The sequence below is a fragment of the Sinimarinibacterium arenosum genome (assembly GCF_005047655.1).
Taxonomy (GTDB): Bacteria; Pseudomonadota; Gammaproteobacteria; order Nevskiales; family Nevskiaceae; genus Solimonas.
The window spans coordinates 134,359-148,796 of sequence record NZ_SUKF01000001.1 but is presented as its reverse complement, the minus strand read 5'-3'; the positions used below and the strand labels follow the sequence as shown (position 1 = coordinate 148,796).

General features: G+C 60.6%; 13 protein-coding genes. 4 read left to right on the top strand and 9 right to left on the bottom strand.

The window, feature by feature from the left end; translation table 11 throughout:
* Nucleotides 1-15: 15 nt before the first annotated feature.
* Nucleotides 16-2,616 (bottom strand): efflux RND transporter permease subunit, encoded by a 2,601-nt coding sequence (locus E4T66_RS00675; protein ID WP_248679330.1) that lies wholly within the window; start codon nt 2,614-2,616, stop codon nt 16-18.
* 274 nt (nt 2,617-2,890) lie between these two features.
* Between E4T66_RS00675 and E4T66_RS00670 the strand changes: the two genes are divergently transcribed.
* From E4T66_RS00670 to E4T66_RS00655, 4 genes are all read left to right on the top strand, one after another.
* A complete protein-coding gene (locus E4T66_RS00670; RefSeq protein ID WP_136846993.1) occupies nt 2,891-3,604 on the top strand; it encodes a TetR/AcrR family transcriptional regulator in 714 nt (237 codons plus the stop codon).
* Nucleotides 3,601-4,506 carry a metal-dependent hydrolase gene (locus tag E4T66_RS00665; RefSeq protein WP_136846992.1) on the top strand — a complete coding sequence of 302 codons (906 nt, stop codon included), beginning with the start codon at nt 3,601-3,603 and terminating at the stop codon, nt 4,504-4,506. Before E4T66_RS00670 ends, E4T66_RS00665 begins: the two co-directional genes overlap by 4 nt.
* Nucleotides 4,503-4,994, top strand: coding sequence for a hypothetical protein (locus tag E4T66_RS00660; protein ID WP_136846991.1), 492 nt, complete (start codon nt 4,503-4,505; stop codon nt 4,992-4,994). Before E4T66_RS00665 ends, E4T66_RS00660 begins: the two co-directional genes overlap by 4 nt.
* Before the next feature lie 179 nt (nt 4,995-5,173).
* Nucleotides 5,174-6,802, top strand: coding sequence for a GMC family oxidoreductase (locus tag E4T66_RS00655; RefSeq protein ID WP_136846990.1), 1,629 nt, complete (start codon nt 5,174-5,176; stop codon nt 6,800-6,802).
* Between the two features lie 354 nt (nt 6,803-7,156).
* Here E4T66_RS00655 and E4T66_RS00650 read toward each other — a convergent pair whose 3' ends face one another.
* The 8 genes from E4T66_RS00650 to E4T66_RS00615 all read right to left on the bottom strand — a co-directional run bounded on the left by E4T66_RS00650 (nt 7,157) and on the right by E4T66_RS00615 (nt 14,357).
* Entirely contained in the window at nt 7,157-7,753 is a 597-nt protein-coding gene (locus E4T66_RS00650; RefSeq protein ID WP_136846989.1) for a copper oxidase, read from the bottom strand.
* A gap of 20 nt (nt 7,754-7,773) precedes the next feature.
* Nucleotides 7,774-8,220: a hypothetical protein gene (locus tag E4T66_RS00645; RefSeq protein WP_136846988.1), complete on the bottom strand. Its 447-nt coding sequence runs from the start codon at nt 8,218-8,220 to the stop codon at nt 7,774-7,776.
* Nucleotides 8,217-9,782 carry a multicopper oxidase domain-containing protein gene (locus E4T66_RS00640; RefSeq protein ID WP_136846987.1) on the bottom strand — a complete coding sequence of 522 codons (1,566 nt, stop codon included), beginning with the start codon at nt 9,780-9,782 and terminating at the stop codon, nt 8,217-8,219. The genes E4T66_RS00645 and E4T66_RS00640 overlap by 4 nt, the downstream gene beginning before the upstream one ends.
* A gap of 60 nt (nt 9,783-9,842) precedes the next feature.
* Entirely contained in the window at nt 9,843-10,448 is a 606-nt protein-coding gene (locus tag E4T66_RS00635; protein WP_136846986.1) for a hypothetical protein, read from the bottom strand.
* Nucleotides 10,448-11,686 carry a bacterial ammonia monooxygenase, subunit AmoB gene (amoB, locus tag E4T66_RS00630; protein WP_169577413.1) on the bottom strand — a complete coding sequence of 413 codons (1,239 nt, stop codon included), beginning with the start codon at nt 11,684-11,686 and terminating at the stop codon, nt 10,448-10,450. Before amoB ends, E4T66_RS00635 begins: the two co-directional genes overlap by 1 nt.
* A 14-nt stretch (nt 11,687-11,700) precedes the next feature.
* Nucleotides 11,701-12,453: a methane monooxygenase/ammonia monooxygenase subunit A gene (locus E4T66_RS00625; RefSeq protein WP_136846984.1), complete on the bottom strand. Its 753-nt coding sequence runs from the start codon at nt 12,451-12,453 to the stop codon at nt 11,701-11,703.
* Between the two features lie 74 nt (nt 12,454-12,527).
* On the bottom strand, nt 12,528-13,346 hold the full coding sequence (locus E4T66_RS00620) for a methane monooxygenase/ammonia monooxygenase subunit C (protein WP_169577412.1): 819 nt from the start codon (nt 13,344-13,346) through the stop codon (nt 12,528-12,530).
* 228 nt (nt 13,347-13,574) lie between these two features.
* A complete protein-coding gene (locus tag E4T66_RS00615; protein WP_169577411.1) occupies nt 13,575-14,357 on the bottom strand; it encodes an alpha/beta hydrolase family protein in 783 nt (260 codons plus the stop codon).
* Nucleotides 14,358-14,438: the final 81 nt, after the last annotated feature.

Here is a 14,438-nt window from a genome sequence, read left to right as displayed (position 1 = left end):
GAATCTTCTTCTGCTTCAGATCGGCGCTGCTGCCGAATCCATCGGCTCCACCTCGGCCTGCGTCGGCTTGGCCCGCAGCAGAAATGCTGCGAACGCCGGCAGCAGCACCACTGCGGCGACCGCATTGGCGATGAACATGATCGTCAGCAGAATGCCCATGTCGATCTGGAACTGAAGACCCGAGAAGAACCAGGTGCAGACACTGGCCGCCAGCGTCAGCGCGGTCACAATCACCGCCTTGCCGGTCTGATGCAGCGTTTCCTCATAGGCCTTGCGCAGCGGCATGCCGCGGTTCAGCACGCATTCTTCGAGCACGCTGTAAATGTAGATGCCGTAGTCAACACCGATACCTGCAGCAAACGCCGCAACAGCGAGGTTCGACACCTTGATGCCGATCTGCAGATAAACCATGACCGCATAGGACAGCACCGAAACCAGTGCCAGCGGTACCAGCACGCAAACAAGTCCAGCGAAGCTGCGGAAAGACATCAGCACGCAAACACCGATGCCGAGGAACAGCCACAGCAACACCTTGGATTCGGTTTCCTTGATCACATCGTTAGCCGCAGCCATCACGCCGACGTTGCCCGTTGCCAGACGGAACGTCACCGGGGCATCTGCAGGTTGCGCGTCGATAAACGACTGCGCGGCGAAGACGATGCGATCGATGGTCTCTGCCTTGTGGTCCTTGGAATACACCAGGATCGGAATCGCGCTGCAATCTTCGTTGAGCAGGCCGGTTGAACTCGGGAACGGCTGCACCGTCACCACCAAGGCGCCCGATTCACGCGGCAACACGAACCACTTCGGATTGTTCTCGTTGTAGGCGTTGAAAACGGCACGCGAAGTTTTTGCCAGCGACATGGTCGACTGCACGCCCTCGACGTTTTCCATCCGCCAGGCGAACTCATCGATCTTGTCCATGACGGCGTGATCAATACAACCGTCGGCATGTGACTCGGAAATCAGCTTGATGACATCCACACCGATCGAGAAGGCGCCGGTGATCGTGCGTGAGTCCTGGTTGTAGCGTGCGTTTGGACGCAGCTCCGGCACACCTTCATGCAGCTCACCGATCTTCAGATCCTGCGAGACGTACTCGGCCCAACCCCACAAGCCAACCGCTGCCAGCAGAACCACAGCAGCCACCGGACGTTTGGTAATGACCGACAGCGTGCGCCAGATCGGTGCGAAGAAACGGTCGCGGCTCTTCTGATGCTCGCGGAATTTGGCCGGATTCTTCATCGGCGCGAACGACAGCAGGCACGGCAGCAGGACTTTCTTGCACAGCACGATCGCCATCAGGCCGAACATGGCGTTGATTGCCATCTCCTGGATGATCCCGATCGGGATCAGCAGAATCGTGCCGAAACCGACGAAGTTGGTGAGCAGGGCGGAAATGCCGGGAATCACCAACCGTCGATAGGTCGCACGCGAAGCCTCGAAGCTCGACAAGCCATTGTCGGCCACTTCATTAAGCCAGAAGTTGGTGATCTGGATGCCGTGCGACGTACTGATCGCGAGGACAATGAAGGGCATCAGCACCGCAAAAGGATCGAGCGCGAAACCGAACAGCTGCAGCATGCCGAGTTCCCATACCACCGCGAGCACGCCGCAAATCAGAGGCAGAAGCGCAATGGAGGGCGAGCCGCAGTACTGCCACAGCAGCAACCACACCAGAATCAGGGTCAGGCCAAAGAAGCTGAAGACTTCGACCGCACTGTCCGCGATATCACCGACGGCCTTGGCGAAGCCGATGATTGCGATATCGATATTCGGGTTGTAGTCCGGATTCTCAACCGTGCGTACGTCGAGCTGGTAGCCGCGGAACCGCACCGGAGCAACGTCGGTCTCGCCGGAGTCGACGGTCACGTGCATGATGGGGAACGCCCAGTTCCGCGTGTCCTTGTATTCGGTCTTGACGATATCGCCCTTCTTGAAGGGACCGACATCAGTCTTGGCAAGGTACTCGACTTTGGTGGGCGAAATGAACCGATTGCGCACCTGTTCCAGACGGTGAGCCGTATCGATGTAGTCGAGCTTGACTCCGGTGACCGGATCCTTTTCCAGCAGCTCGGACACCACCATCGCGGCGGACTGATCATTGGCGACCAGGCGCCCGCGGATATCGGACTTGGCGACGTTGGAACGCACCTTGGCCAGCATTTCCGGCGTTGGCTTGAAGTCGGCCGGGACCACGTTGCCGCCCTGGAAGCCGGACTCCACCACTTCCATGTAGCGCACGTTCGGCGTGAACAGCGAGCTGACGCGCGAGCGATCGACGCCCGGGGTGAAATACACCGCATCAGTGGCCTGACGCAGCGAGGTCATGAAATCGGCGGTATAGATGTCACCTTGCTTCTGTATCACCGCCAGCAGCACGATATTGGCGCCGCCAAACTCGCCCTGATACTGGTGGTAGATGCCCATGTAGGGATGCCCCAGCGGCAGCTGCTTGTCGAAACCGGTATCCATGCGCAGCTGCGTGGCGTGATAGCCAAAGAACAACGTCGCCAACCCAAGAAACAGCAACGTCGCCCAGCGACGATTGAAGATCATTGGCTCGGTAACGCGTACGAACAACTGCGCGAACTTGCTTCGGCTGTCTGCGTGCACTGCTTGCTCTCCCCGCATCGCTATTTCATGCGTCGACCCATGCGGTTTGGGTCAACTGCTCTATGGCCAGACCACCTGAATTCGGTGGTGTCAGCTCCGAATGCAACGCTAAGTGCGCCAAGGCAATGCGACGCCTAACAAAAGTTAGGTTTGCCCACCTCGCCGCCGACCGAGCCCTACCGGACGGGAAGGTTTCGACACCCCTCCAGCCTTTGGAGGACTCGCTCCTCAATTAATTTGACGGTGTTAACTTAATGCTGGTACAACACCGTCCATGGCACGTCAAACCTTTTCCGCCGAGCAGGTCGAATCCAAACGCGAACAGATCCTGGACGCTGCGATGCAGCTGTTCGAAGACAGCGGGCTGTCCGCTGTCAGCTTCCGCAAGATCTCGTCACTGCTGGGGTGCAGCTATTCCGCTCCGTACCGCTATTTCTCCAGCAAGGAGGAATTGGTTACAGCACTGAGGGCGAGGGCATATCGCTGGATCGAACAGGCCATGCTGGAAGCGATTGCCCCGTACACCGAACCGCTGACGCAACTCAACGTCCTGGCCGACGCCTATATCCGCGCAGGCCTGGAGCGTCCGAATCGCTATGCACTGATGTTCTTCGAACTTGAGGGCAGCGATCTGGGCCAGCGCTCACTGGAGCTGGCCGCGGCCAAGCGCGATTCGTTGGGGGTGTGCACCAAGGTCGTCACCGCAGCGCACAACAGCGGCGCACTGCAGCTGACAACCGATCCGCTGACCGCGAGCCATCTGTTCTGGGCCGGCGCGCATGGCCTGGTGTCGCTGCAGGTCGCGGGGCAATTCGTCATGGGTCGCACGATCGACGCCCTGGTGCCAACCATGATCGCCACGCTGATGGCCGGCCTGCAGCACCCTCAACTCAGCGCCGACTCACCGCCGCGCAAGACCAGCAAGACAAAAAACACAGCAGCAGCCGCACGCCCCGGCGTTGCGATACCAGAGGAGCCTCCTAAATGAGCACGAACCCATCCCCTGCACTGACCGCACGCCGCATTCCTTTCGAGTTTCCCGAAGGCATGCAGACGAACTGGATGCCCAAGGATCCGGAGTTCGCCGCCATGCTCAATGGCGCGTCATTGACGATGCCGTACCTGGAACCCTTTCTGATTCGCACGATGCGTGAAACATTGGCGCGCATTGACGACGCTTCGTTGCAAGCCGACGGCGAGGGCTTCATGGCCCAGGAAGGCCAGCACTTCCGCACGCACCGGCGTTTCAACGATCTGCTGAAGAACCACGGATATCCCGAACTGGCCGAGGTGGAGCAGCAGATGGAAGCGTCATACGCGCGCCTGTCGCAGCGTTCGCTCCGCACGCGCATGGCTTACACCGCCGGTTTCGAGTCGATGACCCTGGGCGTCACGCGCTGGCTGGTCGAGCACCGTGTCGAGCTGTTTCACGGCGCGGATCCGCGCGTGGTGTCCTTCGTGCTGTGGCACATGGTCGAGGAAACCGAGCACAAGTGTGTCGCCTATGACGTCTATCAGGCCGCTTTCGGCACCTCTCTCGGCAGTTACTGGGCGCGCATGATTGGCGTGTTCCATGGCTCATTCGATGTCATGCGCTATTCGATGCAGGGATACCGGGCGATCCTGAAGAAGGACGGTCGCTGGAACCAGTTGCGTTCACGCCTGCGCCTGGCCGTCCGGATCGGTCGATTCATCCGTCACGTTGGACCCTATCTCTTGCGCGCAGCGCTCCCGGGTAATAGTCCGCGCCGTGAACGCGATCCGGAATGGGTTCTGGACTGGCTGCGGGGCTACGACCGCAGTGCAGCACCCGGTGTGCCGCTGCTCGATACCCTGGACCCGCTGATGGCGGTGCCGTTCGCAAGCACCCCCTCTCGAGACGCCGCGTGAGCTCGGCCGACCCTATTGCGGACGCTCGCCGCCACCTGATCGGCCACGGCGCACTCCTGATTTTCGCGGGCGGAGCCATTGGCTTCGGCTTTCTGTTCTTTCTGATCGGTCACATCACGCTGTGGCCGATTCCCGGCGTCATCGAGGTGCAGCTGCCCGGCACCTACGATGCATGGCGCATGGCACATCTCGAAGGCATCATCAACGGCTTCGCGCTATGGCTGGCCGCCGCAGTGCTGCCCTTGATCCCGCTGTCGACCCTTGGCCGCAAACGCACTGCGCACGGACTGATCGTGGTGGCCTGGACCTTCGTCATCGCCTCCCTGCTCGATCCGCTGTTCCCGCACAGTCGCGGTCTGGAGTTTGGCGGCCCGGCCACCAACCAGATCGCATTCTTCCTGTTCTATGTCGGCGTCGTGCTGGTCATGCTGATTACCGCAACAATTGCATGGAAGGCATTGCGACGTCCGCAAATCGACCCGACCTGATCGATCGATAGGGGACAAGCGGCATTCACCGGTCAATTATCCAGATTGCCCCCGCTGCGGCAGGGTGCGCTCCACCCTGAAGGTGGCCAGGCGCCCCGCTCGGATTCGGCCCGTCGACAGTTGTCGGCGGGCCGAGTCGAAACACCAGCCAACGCGGGCATATCCTGGAGGACTGCACAGTGAATGAATTCGACTACGTTATCGTTGGTGCCGGCTCGGCCGGTTGCGTTCTGGCGGATCGCCTCAGCGCGAACCCACGACATCGCGTGTGCCTGATCGAAGCCGGCCCGCCGGATTCCAGCGCCTTGATCCACACCCCACTGGGCGTGATCGGCCTGATCGGCAGCAAGACCTATAACTGGTGCTTCGACACCGAACCACAGGCACAGCTTGATCAGCGCAAACTGTTCTGGCCTCGCGGCAAGACCCTGGGTGGCAGCAGTTCGATCAATGCGATGGTCTACATCCGCGGACATGCCCGCGACTATGACGACTGGGCCAATCAGGGCAATCCCGGCTGGAGCCACGATGATCTGCTTCCGCTGTTCAAGGCGCACGAGAACAACGAGCGCGGACCGTCGCGCTCACATGGCACCGGCGGCCCGCTGAACGTCGCCGATGTGCGCGACCCCAACCCGTTGTCGCAGGTCTTCATCGAAGCCGCCAAACAGGCCGGGCTGCCGTACAACCCCGACTTCAACGGCGTGGAACAGGAAGGCGTCGGCCTTTATCAGGTCACGCAGAAGGATGGACGCCGCTGGAGCAGCGCCCGGGCGTTCCTTGAAAACGCGAGATCCCGACCGAACCTGACGGTGCTGACCGGTGCACATGCCACGCGCGTGCTGATGGAAGGTAAGCGTGCGGTCGGAATTGAAGTCGTTGTCCAAAACGGGCAAAAGCGACATCTGAGCGCACAGCGTGAAGTGGTGTTGTGCGGCGGCGCAGTGAATTCGCCGCAACTGCTGATGCTGTCCGGAATCGGCCCCAGGAAAGAACTCGAACAGCACGGCATCAAGGTGGTGCACGAGCTTCCGGGTGTCGGACAGAACCTGCAGGATCATCTCGACATGACGGTGATGATCCGCGATCGCAGCAAGCGCGCATTCGGTCTGGCACTTTCCTTTGTACCCCGCGCAATCGCCGCACTGTTCCGCTATATCTTCGGACGCCGCGGCATGCTTGCCAGCAATGTCGCTGAAGGCGGTGGCTTCGCCAAGCTGTCAAAGGACTCCGAGCGCCCTGACATCCAGTTCCATTTCCTGCCGAGCTTCCTCAAGGATCATGGTCGCAAGCTGGTCCCGGGTTACGGCTGCACCCTGCATGTTTGCCAGTTGCGTCCGAAGAGTCGCGGCTACATCGGCCTCAAGAGCGCCGATCCGATGGCCGCACCGCTGATTCAGCCGAACTACCTGGAACATCCGGACGATCGCGCCGCACTGATCGCGTCGGTTCGGCTGGCCCGTCGCATCTTTGCATCGCCCGCATTCGCCACCACCAATGGCGGCGAAACCGAACCCGGTTCGGCAGCGCAAAGCGACGAAGCGATTCTCGCCGACATCCGCAAGCGTGCCGAGACCATCTATCACCCGGTCGGCACCTGCAAGATGGGACCGGATGCGATGGCGGTTGTCGACGCGCAGTTGCGCGTGCATGGCATCGAAGGCCTGCGCGTTGCCGACGCCTCGATCATGCCGACCCTGATCGGCGGCAATACCAACGCGCCGGCAATGGTGATCGGCGAGATGGCCGCCCGGATGATGCTGCAACAGAACCAGCCCGCAGCCATGGACATGTCGCAGGCTGCTTGATGCGGGATTCCGGTGTACGCAAAAAGGCGGAGCAATAGCTCCGCCTTTTTTGTTGCGACGGCAGCATCGTCACCACATCCCGCAGACCACTGATGGGGATGCACGCTGAGCATCCACTGTCACGCCGCGGTGGCTGCCTGCTCCGGTGGGCCCAATGGATCGCGCCGATCTTGTCCGCGGAAAATCACCACGACCCAAGCGCTGCTCAAGGCGGCAATCTTGCTGCAGCGTCATGGGCTGCCGCAGAGATGCGTATCGCGCGCTGCTTCGTCGCGAGACGATACGATCGCATATCGAACCCCAGGGTGAAAATTCTCGCGCTGGCGACGCGTGGCGACCTGACCCGCAGCAGCGCTAGCGTTCGCGGAACAGCGGTTTGGAGATTCCCGGAACACCGGGCAGATCGCCGTCACCGCGACCAACCTTGAGCTGCGCGATCAAACCTTTCTCCGTGTGCTGCGCAATGTCACAGTGCACGAAATAGGTACGGTCATCGCTGGGCACAATGAAGGTGCCGGTCATGCGCCGCTCACCCTCGACCTCGAGATGGAACATGCCTTCGTGGTACAGATATTTCGGCAGCCCGTGCAGCATCCACATATGCCGCACCTGGTCTTCGTTGATCAGAGTGACATGCAGCCGACTGCACTTGGGCACCCGCCATTCGTACTGACTGTAACCGAGCACGTAGCCCGCGGGCGCATAACGGCGGCCAACATGCACGGTAATCTCGACATCACCACTGATTTGTGCACAGCCACGCGGCAGTTCATCGCCCTGGTTCTCGCCCATGACCATGCCGCTGGCGTCCCAGATCATGCGATGCCCTGGCCCATCGTGCGCGGGCTGACCCGCATCGGCACTCCACACCATCGGCGACGACGACAGCACCGCAACAGCAAGCAGCAGAGCGAGCCTGAAGTGAACCCGGCGGAGCGAATGCGAACGCACGTGCGAAATCCGCGGCGAGATTAAGGCGCGTTGCCGATCGAAACCGTCAGCCGCTGCTCCACGGCGTATTCGTGATGACTGGCGTTGGAGATCGTGACTTTTAGCTCGTGACGACCAGGCGCCAGGGTCGCGGGCTCGATTTGATATTTCGTACGGCCTCCACCGACCATCGCAACGAGCTCACCATCAACATACAGGTGCCAGTGATCGCCAGAGGCATCCATGCCGGTGGTCTCGACCTGCACCAGAATCGCTGCGTCGGCATCGAGCTGCGCACCATCGGCCGGCTGTGTCACCATGATCGACATGCCTGCCGGCGTCGGGACGCGACTGTCGTCTCCACCGCGATCCATGTGCATGTGATGCGCATGAGCATTGGCGGCATCTTCTGCAAACACATCGCCGGCAGCAGCCAGCTGGCCGAACATCACGATGGGCAATACCCATCCAAACTTGCCAATTTTCATTTTTGAGTGTCCCGTTTGGGATTGGAAGTACACATGGCCTGGGGGACGTTGGGGTCTCCGAACAGATCCGGCGCCATCTCCGCCCAGACCGGAATCTCCCCGCGGTAGTACGCGGGATTGAAGAACGTCGCCAGGCTACCGTAAGTCTTCGGCATGCCATCAGCATTCAAATAGGTCTCGTAGACAACGAGGCTGATGTCACCCCCGGGGCTGATGCCGTCGGTGGTGATGCCGGGCTCTCGATGATCGTGCATGAACCACGCGCCCTCACCGTAGCTATGCAGCCCGTCGTTTACGGTCGACAGGTCAAACTCGGCACGCTGCGCGGGCCCGATCTCGAAGACATCACGTGTGATCGACTGCGAAAGTCTGACGCCGTCGTAGTGCGTCACCGTCGGCTTGTGCCCGTGAGGATGAAGATAGATCGGCTCGGCCCCGGTATTGATCACGCGAAGCTTCACGTTCTCGTCCGGCGCGACGACGACCATGGAGTCACGCAGGGTATAGGGAAACGAATGCCCGTTCAGCAGATGATACTCAGCGCTCCGCTCGGCGATTTTGTAATCGCGATTCATCGCCTTGGCCGTCCAGCGAATGTCATTGGTATGCTGGATCAGGTTGTGCAGCTCGCGATCCATGTCCTGGTAGTGCAGATCGTACTCACGGTCGTATTGCTCGCGCGAAGCGACCGAACGATGTCGCACACGGCCGGCACCGACGTTGAAGGTCTGCAACCAGTTGTCGGGACGGTTCTCCTCAACCACGATCATGCCGGCCAGCCCCATCAGGATGTGCGCCTGTGGCTGTACATGGCAGTGGTAGAAAAAGGTCCCTGTCTGGCGCGGCGTAAAGCGGTAACTGTGTCGCTGGCCCGGCAATGTCGCCATTTCGCTAATCATCGGCACGCCGTCATTCCCCTGGCCATCGGCCTGAACGAACGGATGATCGACACCGTGCAGGTGAATCGTGTGCGGAAAGTAGTGCGTGTTTTCCAGGGTGATCGTGACCGTGTCGCCCTGCTCCACTCGGATCACCGGAGCCGGCAGACGCAGCAACGGCTGCGGGTCATTGCTCAGGAAGTTCGTCGTCGACATGCCGCGCACTTTCGGCGAGAACACCCATAGGCCCGGCGTGATGCCGGGAGCGATCGGGTAACGCAGCGACGGCACATCCAGGTTCGGTGAAAATCCGTTGAGCTCGGTGACCTCGAGCTTGATCTCGATGTCGTCCGGATCACCGTCACCGTCGCGGTCGTTACGCTTGATCACCGCGTCGCGTGCGAGACGGGTTTCCATCAACGCCTGCACCGCACGGTTTGTGCCCTTGACCACAGCAGCGACAACCGCCGGATCATCCGGCTCACAGGACGGATCGGCCTCGATCTCGACGCCGTCGATCGTCTGTGCGTCACGCCAGTGGGCCGGCGTCCCGGGCGGACATGCATCCTCAGGCACGGTGTCGCCACCGACGGATCGTGGCGCACTTGGCCCGAACACAACCAGCGCTGCAACCCCTGCGATCATCAGCGCTGCGACGCTGGTGATCCAGACTACGGGCAGCATGGACTCCGCTCGGCCCATCAGCGGTTATGCCTGCCTTCTATTGAGCATCGGAAGCCGCATTCACGCAGCGGTGGTCGAGGCGCCGCCAGCACGTTTTCGACCGCTGACACGGTACAACAGCACTGACAGCGCCAGGATCACCAACAGCGCAACACCGTAACGCCAGTAGCTGCGCACGCCGACTCGGAATGGAAACACCGAGTGCAGGGTGCCACCGGTCTCTGGGTCCGTAGCACTGAGAACTCCGATATACCAGCCCGACTGATCCAGCGTCGGCTCCAGGGTAATCGTTCCACGCGGATAGGTCGCTGCGGGTACGTTGAACAAACTGCGTTCACGAATCTGCTGCATCGAGCCGAGCTGGTCGAAGCGTGCCGCCGCTCCCAATCCATCCGTATCACGCAGCAGATTGAACTCGACGCTCATACCGCGCAGGACGTTGTCGATGAAATCCAGCACGATGATCGCCTTGGCCACCACCGGAATGTCCTCGCAGAATTCCTGCGTCGCACGATACTCCGGCTGATAGCCCGTGAAATGTGCCCGGTATGGCCCGATGCGCATGATGCAGACATCGTCCTCGACCGAGACCCCGCCGTGCGCTGCCGTCGGTCCGGACTGCACGGCCATGAGCAGAACCAGCATCAGGCCCATCAGACGTGTCATCAAACGAACTCCGGAATCATCATTCCACCCACTTCGACAGGATAGCGCTCGCCATTGGCATCGAAGAAGAACAGAAGCCCGGCCACCAACGCATCCGGGGACGCAATCATCGTCGTCATGCGTTGAGTCTCCCACAGCGCATCGTCGGCGTAGACGACAATTGTGCGGGTTTCGCCCGGCGCAACCGAGCCTCCCTCGACGCGAAGTGCATCTGCCGCAATCAAGTCGTCCTCATCCTTGGGCGTCACCTGCAAGACCGCGCTGTTGATGAAACGCAGATTACCCGCAGCAAACTCACCCACCGTGACCGGACTGTCGCCAGAGTTCGTCACTTCCAGCTCCATGCGGAAGCTGCGACCCGGAATACGGTAGCGTGCATCCGTCAACCGCACCTTCAGCGGCATGCTCTCAGCCTCAAGCGGCGGCACTTCGACTTTGCCGGTTTGCAACGGCGTGGTGATCGGCCATTTCTCCTGCGTATACATGTAGGAGCCGGTGACCAGCGACAGCGTCAGCACCAGAAACACAAACCCGACGCGGCGATCCGTCGTTGTGATGATCTTGTCCGCATTGACGACGCCCAGCTCATCAACCCGCTTGAAGCGCGGCACCACGATCGGACACTTCGACAACCAGTACGCAAACCATGCCAGACCGATCACGAACCACAGCGCGGACCAGAACGCCGCATTGCGGAGTCCGTAGGTTTCCAGGTCGATGGTCTGGCCGAGCAAGGTCGTCGCGCTGTTTTCAAATGCCGCCTCGTCTCCGCCCACGTCAACCCACAGTCCGGGCCCGATGATCGGTCCCGTTCCCTCGACGTTGATCACCGGATGCACGTGATAACGTCCGACCTTGCGCGCCTTGAGCGTCACTTCAAAGTTGTACCGCTCACCTTTCATGAAGGCCGTCGATCGAATCATCGGCACTCCATTGACGCGCGAGTCCAGCCGCACAAATGACGGCCCAGGCACCCCGATGTTCAGGAAGGCAGTCTTTTCAATTGACTGGACATGCTCCGGCCAATACTTCGACGGCATGAAGCTGCCGGTGACCTTGACGATGTCGTTGATCTGCATATCGACTGTCGACACGTTGACGTCGAACCAATGCACGGAGCGCATGCGTAACTGCGGCATCTGGGCGCGTTCGCCATGCGCCTCGGCGGACTCGATTGCGACGGTAAAACTCGACAGGACGATAAGTGCTGCACAGGCCCAAGAGATCAGTCGGTTCATCATTGTTGTTCTCCTCAGACGATCTTTCGGATCCACAGGGCCTTGCTGCCGAGATAGCCGATCCAGGTCCAGAACCAGAAGTTCATGATGTTGAGGAAGCCGGCAAACACGGCGGTCAACGGTGTCACTGCCTCGCCGAAGGTACGCAGCGTGGATTGCTCGATGATGCGGACGTATTCCGGAATCGCTGTGCGGACGTACTCGAAGCCCATCAGATCGGACACCGTCAGCATCGTCCCATGCAATTCGAGCGGCACCTGAAACGGCGCGAGCAGCGGCCAGTTCATCGGGTAGAGCAGCACCGCGAAGGCAAAGCCGCCCAATAACCCGGTCCAGAAGAAGCTGCCGGTCAGCAGCAGAATGCAGTCCACGATCAGACCCAAACCGATGTATGCCGATGGCCACACCATGTTCATCGGAAAGTTCGCAAAGAGATGAAAGTTCAGGTACCGACTGACCCACGCTGCAGCGGTCAGCGCGAGGATCGTCAGTGTCGCCGCCAACGGTAGACGCAGACGCTCCCACAGGAAGTAGCTGAAGACTGCCGGCAGGATGGTCAATGCCAACGGCGTAACCAGCGGCCACCAGCGACGATCGCGCCAGTCGATCCAGTAATCCCAGTCACCGACCAGCAGCGCAAACTGGAAACTGAATACGGCCGCAAACAATAGGACGACCAGCGGAATCGCCAGCAAGTCGACTTGAACATGCACGCGGTGCTGCTCGGCGGTGCTGCGCACCGCCGATACGGTTAGTTCCTGAGACATTGATGCTCCCGAATAAAGCGGGGGAGCCGCACGCAGGCGGCTCCCCGAGTCAAACGCTGCGATCGTGGCCTGGATCAGGCCGCCGCGTTCAGCTCCGCATTGGCTGCAGCTTCACTTTTGATGTTGGTCTGCTGAACGTCAGCCGAGCTAACAACCTGGGTCAGCTGCACGACGCGGGTCAGGATCTGCACCAGCAAACCGCCCGCCGCAAAGGTGGCCCAACCCAGCAGCACGAAGCCCCAATGAATCGGCGCTGCAAACAGTTCCTCAGCGTAGAAGAACGTGTGCCCCCACTCGTTGAAGCCCAGGTTCGGCATGATCATCACCGGACCGGCAACCAGCAGCGCGAACGGCAGCGACACCCGCTTCGCAAACGCCGGGATGCGCGTGCGTGCGTAGACGAATGCAGTCAGCACACTGAGGATGAAAACAGGAACGCCAAAGTAGAACAGCCCAATGTGGGTCGGAGTGAAGTCGGTATCGCGCACCGTAACCTGATGCCAGGCCGCATCGGACTCGGTGTAGATCGAAGTCACCACATAGGCAATTGCTCCGAACATCAGGAGCTGACTCATCAGCACCAGATAGCGTCGCAGTTCTTCCGAGGGCGTGATCTTGTCGAGATTGCGATCGCGCGTGATCCAGAGGTAACCGACGATTGCGATACCGAGGAGCACTTCGATTGCGAGCTCGGAGTACAGCACACTCATCCAATACGTCGCGAACTCCGGATTGAAGTAGTCCAATCCGAACGTAAACGCAGTTTCATGCTGATAGATGCGGTAGGCGGCGAAGACAGCCGCAGCAAACGCCAACATGCCAAAAAACGCTTTCCAGGGTGCACGCAGCGCTCTGTCGTGAGCGTCGTCCGATGCTTCGACTGAAGTGGTCACTTGTAGATCTCCTTCCAAATATCGCAGGTTCGAGTCAGCCATCACACAGCCCCACGGCATCCTGGCTCTTCTGAACGGAGCCATGTACCCGAAGTTTTGCACAGGTTTTTAAGCATGTCCATAGTGAATAGTTTCACTACGCACAAGGCCAGACACGGCCACTCGTCAACGCATGCGGACCCGAAGCCCTGACCCGATCAAGTGCTGCGGGCCAGTACCGCCCCGCCTTCAGTCAATCGCCGCACGTGCAGCGGCTTTGGCCACGATCGCATCGTTGATTGGCGGCCATCGCCAATGGCCCACTGGAAGCTCGCAATAGCGCAGCTGCCCTCGGCAGCCCGAATAGGCAAGGCAGCCGTCCGAATCGAGAGCCGGCGTCGCTGCGCACCCCAGACAGTCTGCCCAGCCCCGCGCCGCCGAGGCCCCGTACCCCGGAAAGTGGTGGTCGTCACGGCCGTGAAAAAGGGTGACGTCGACCGGCTGGACGCAGCGAAATTCGGCAAAGTCCGACTCGATCAGACCCGCACCGCTGGCCACAATCGCCGCTGGAACGCTTCCCGCCCCGGCATCGAGCAAAGCGAGCAGTTCGGCAACGGTGCCGCCATCAGAATGGCCCGCTACCGTGATGCGGCTCGGATCCACACACCACTGTGCCGCGATCGCTGACACCACCTGCGCGAAGCGCCCCACCGCCTTGCGGCTCAGTTTCAGGCTATCGACATACGCGACGATCAATCCTTGCGCCGTAGCGACATTCGTCAGCCCACTGATACGCTCTCTCATTCCGCGCCCGATGCCTGCCGGACTAAAAACAACCAGGAGCGGATGCGCCTGGCGCGGATCGTAGTTGCTCGGTGTCCGCACGGTGTATCCGGGCAGAAGTTCCGCCGGAGCAGTTCCGGCCAATGCCGGCCTGACCGCCGGACAATCCGCATCGGACTCGCCATAGTGGTACGGCGCCGGACGCAGCGCCTGCCCCCAGTGAAGTTGACTGGCAATGTATGCCGGCATGCTCACGGCTGCAGCCACCATCAACAGCCATCTGATGGCATTCGCACGCATGAAATGTGTGGCGCGAACGGGAGTGCTTCC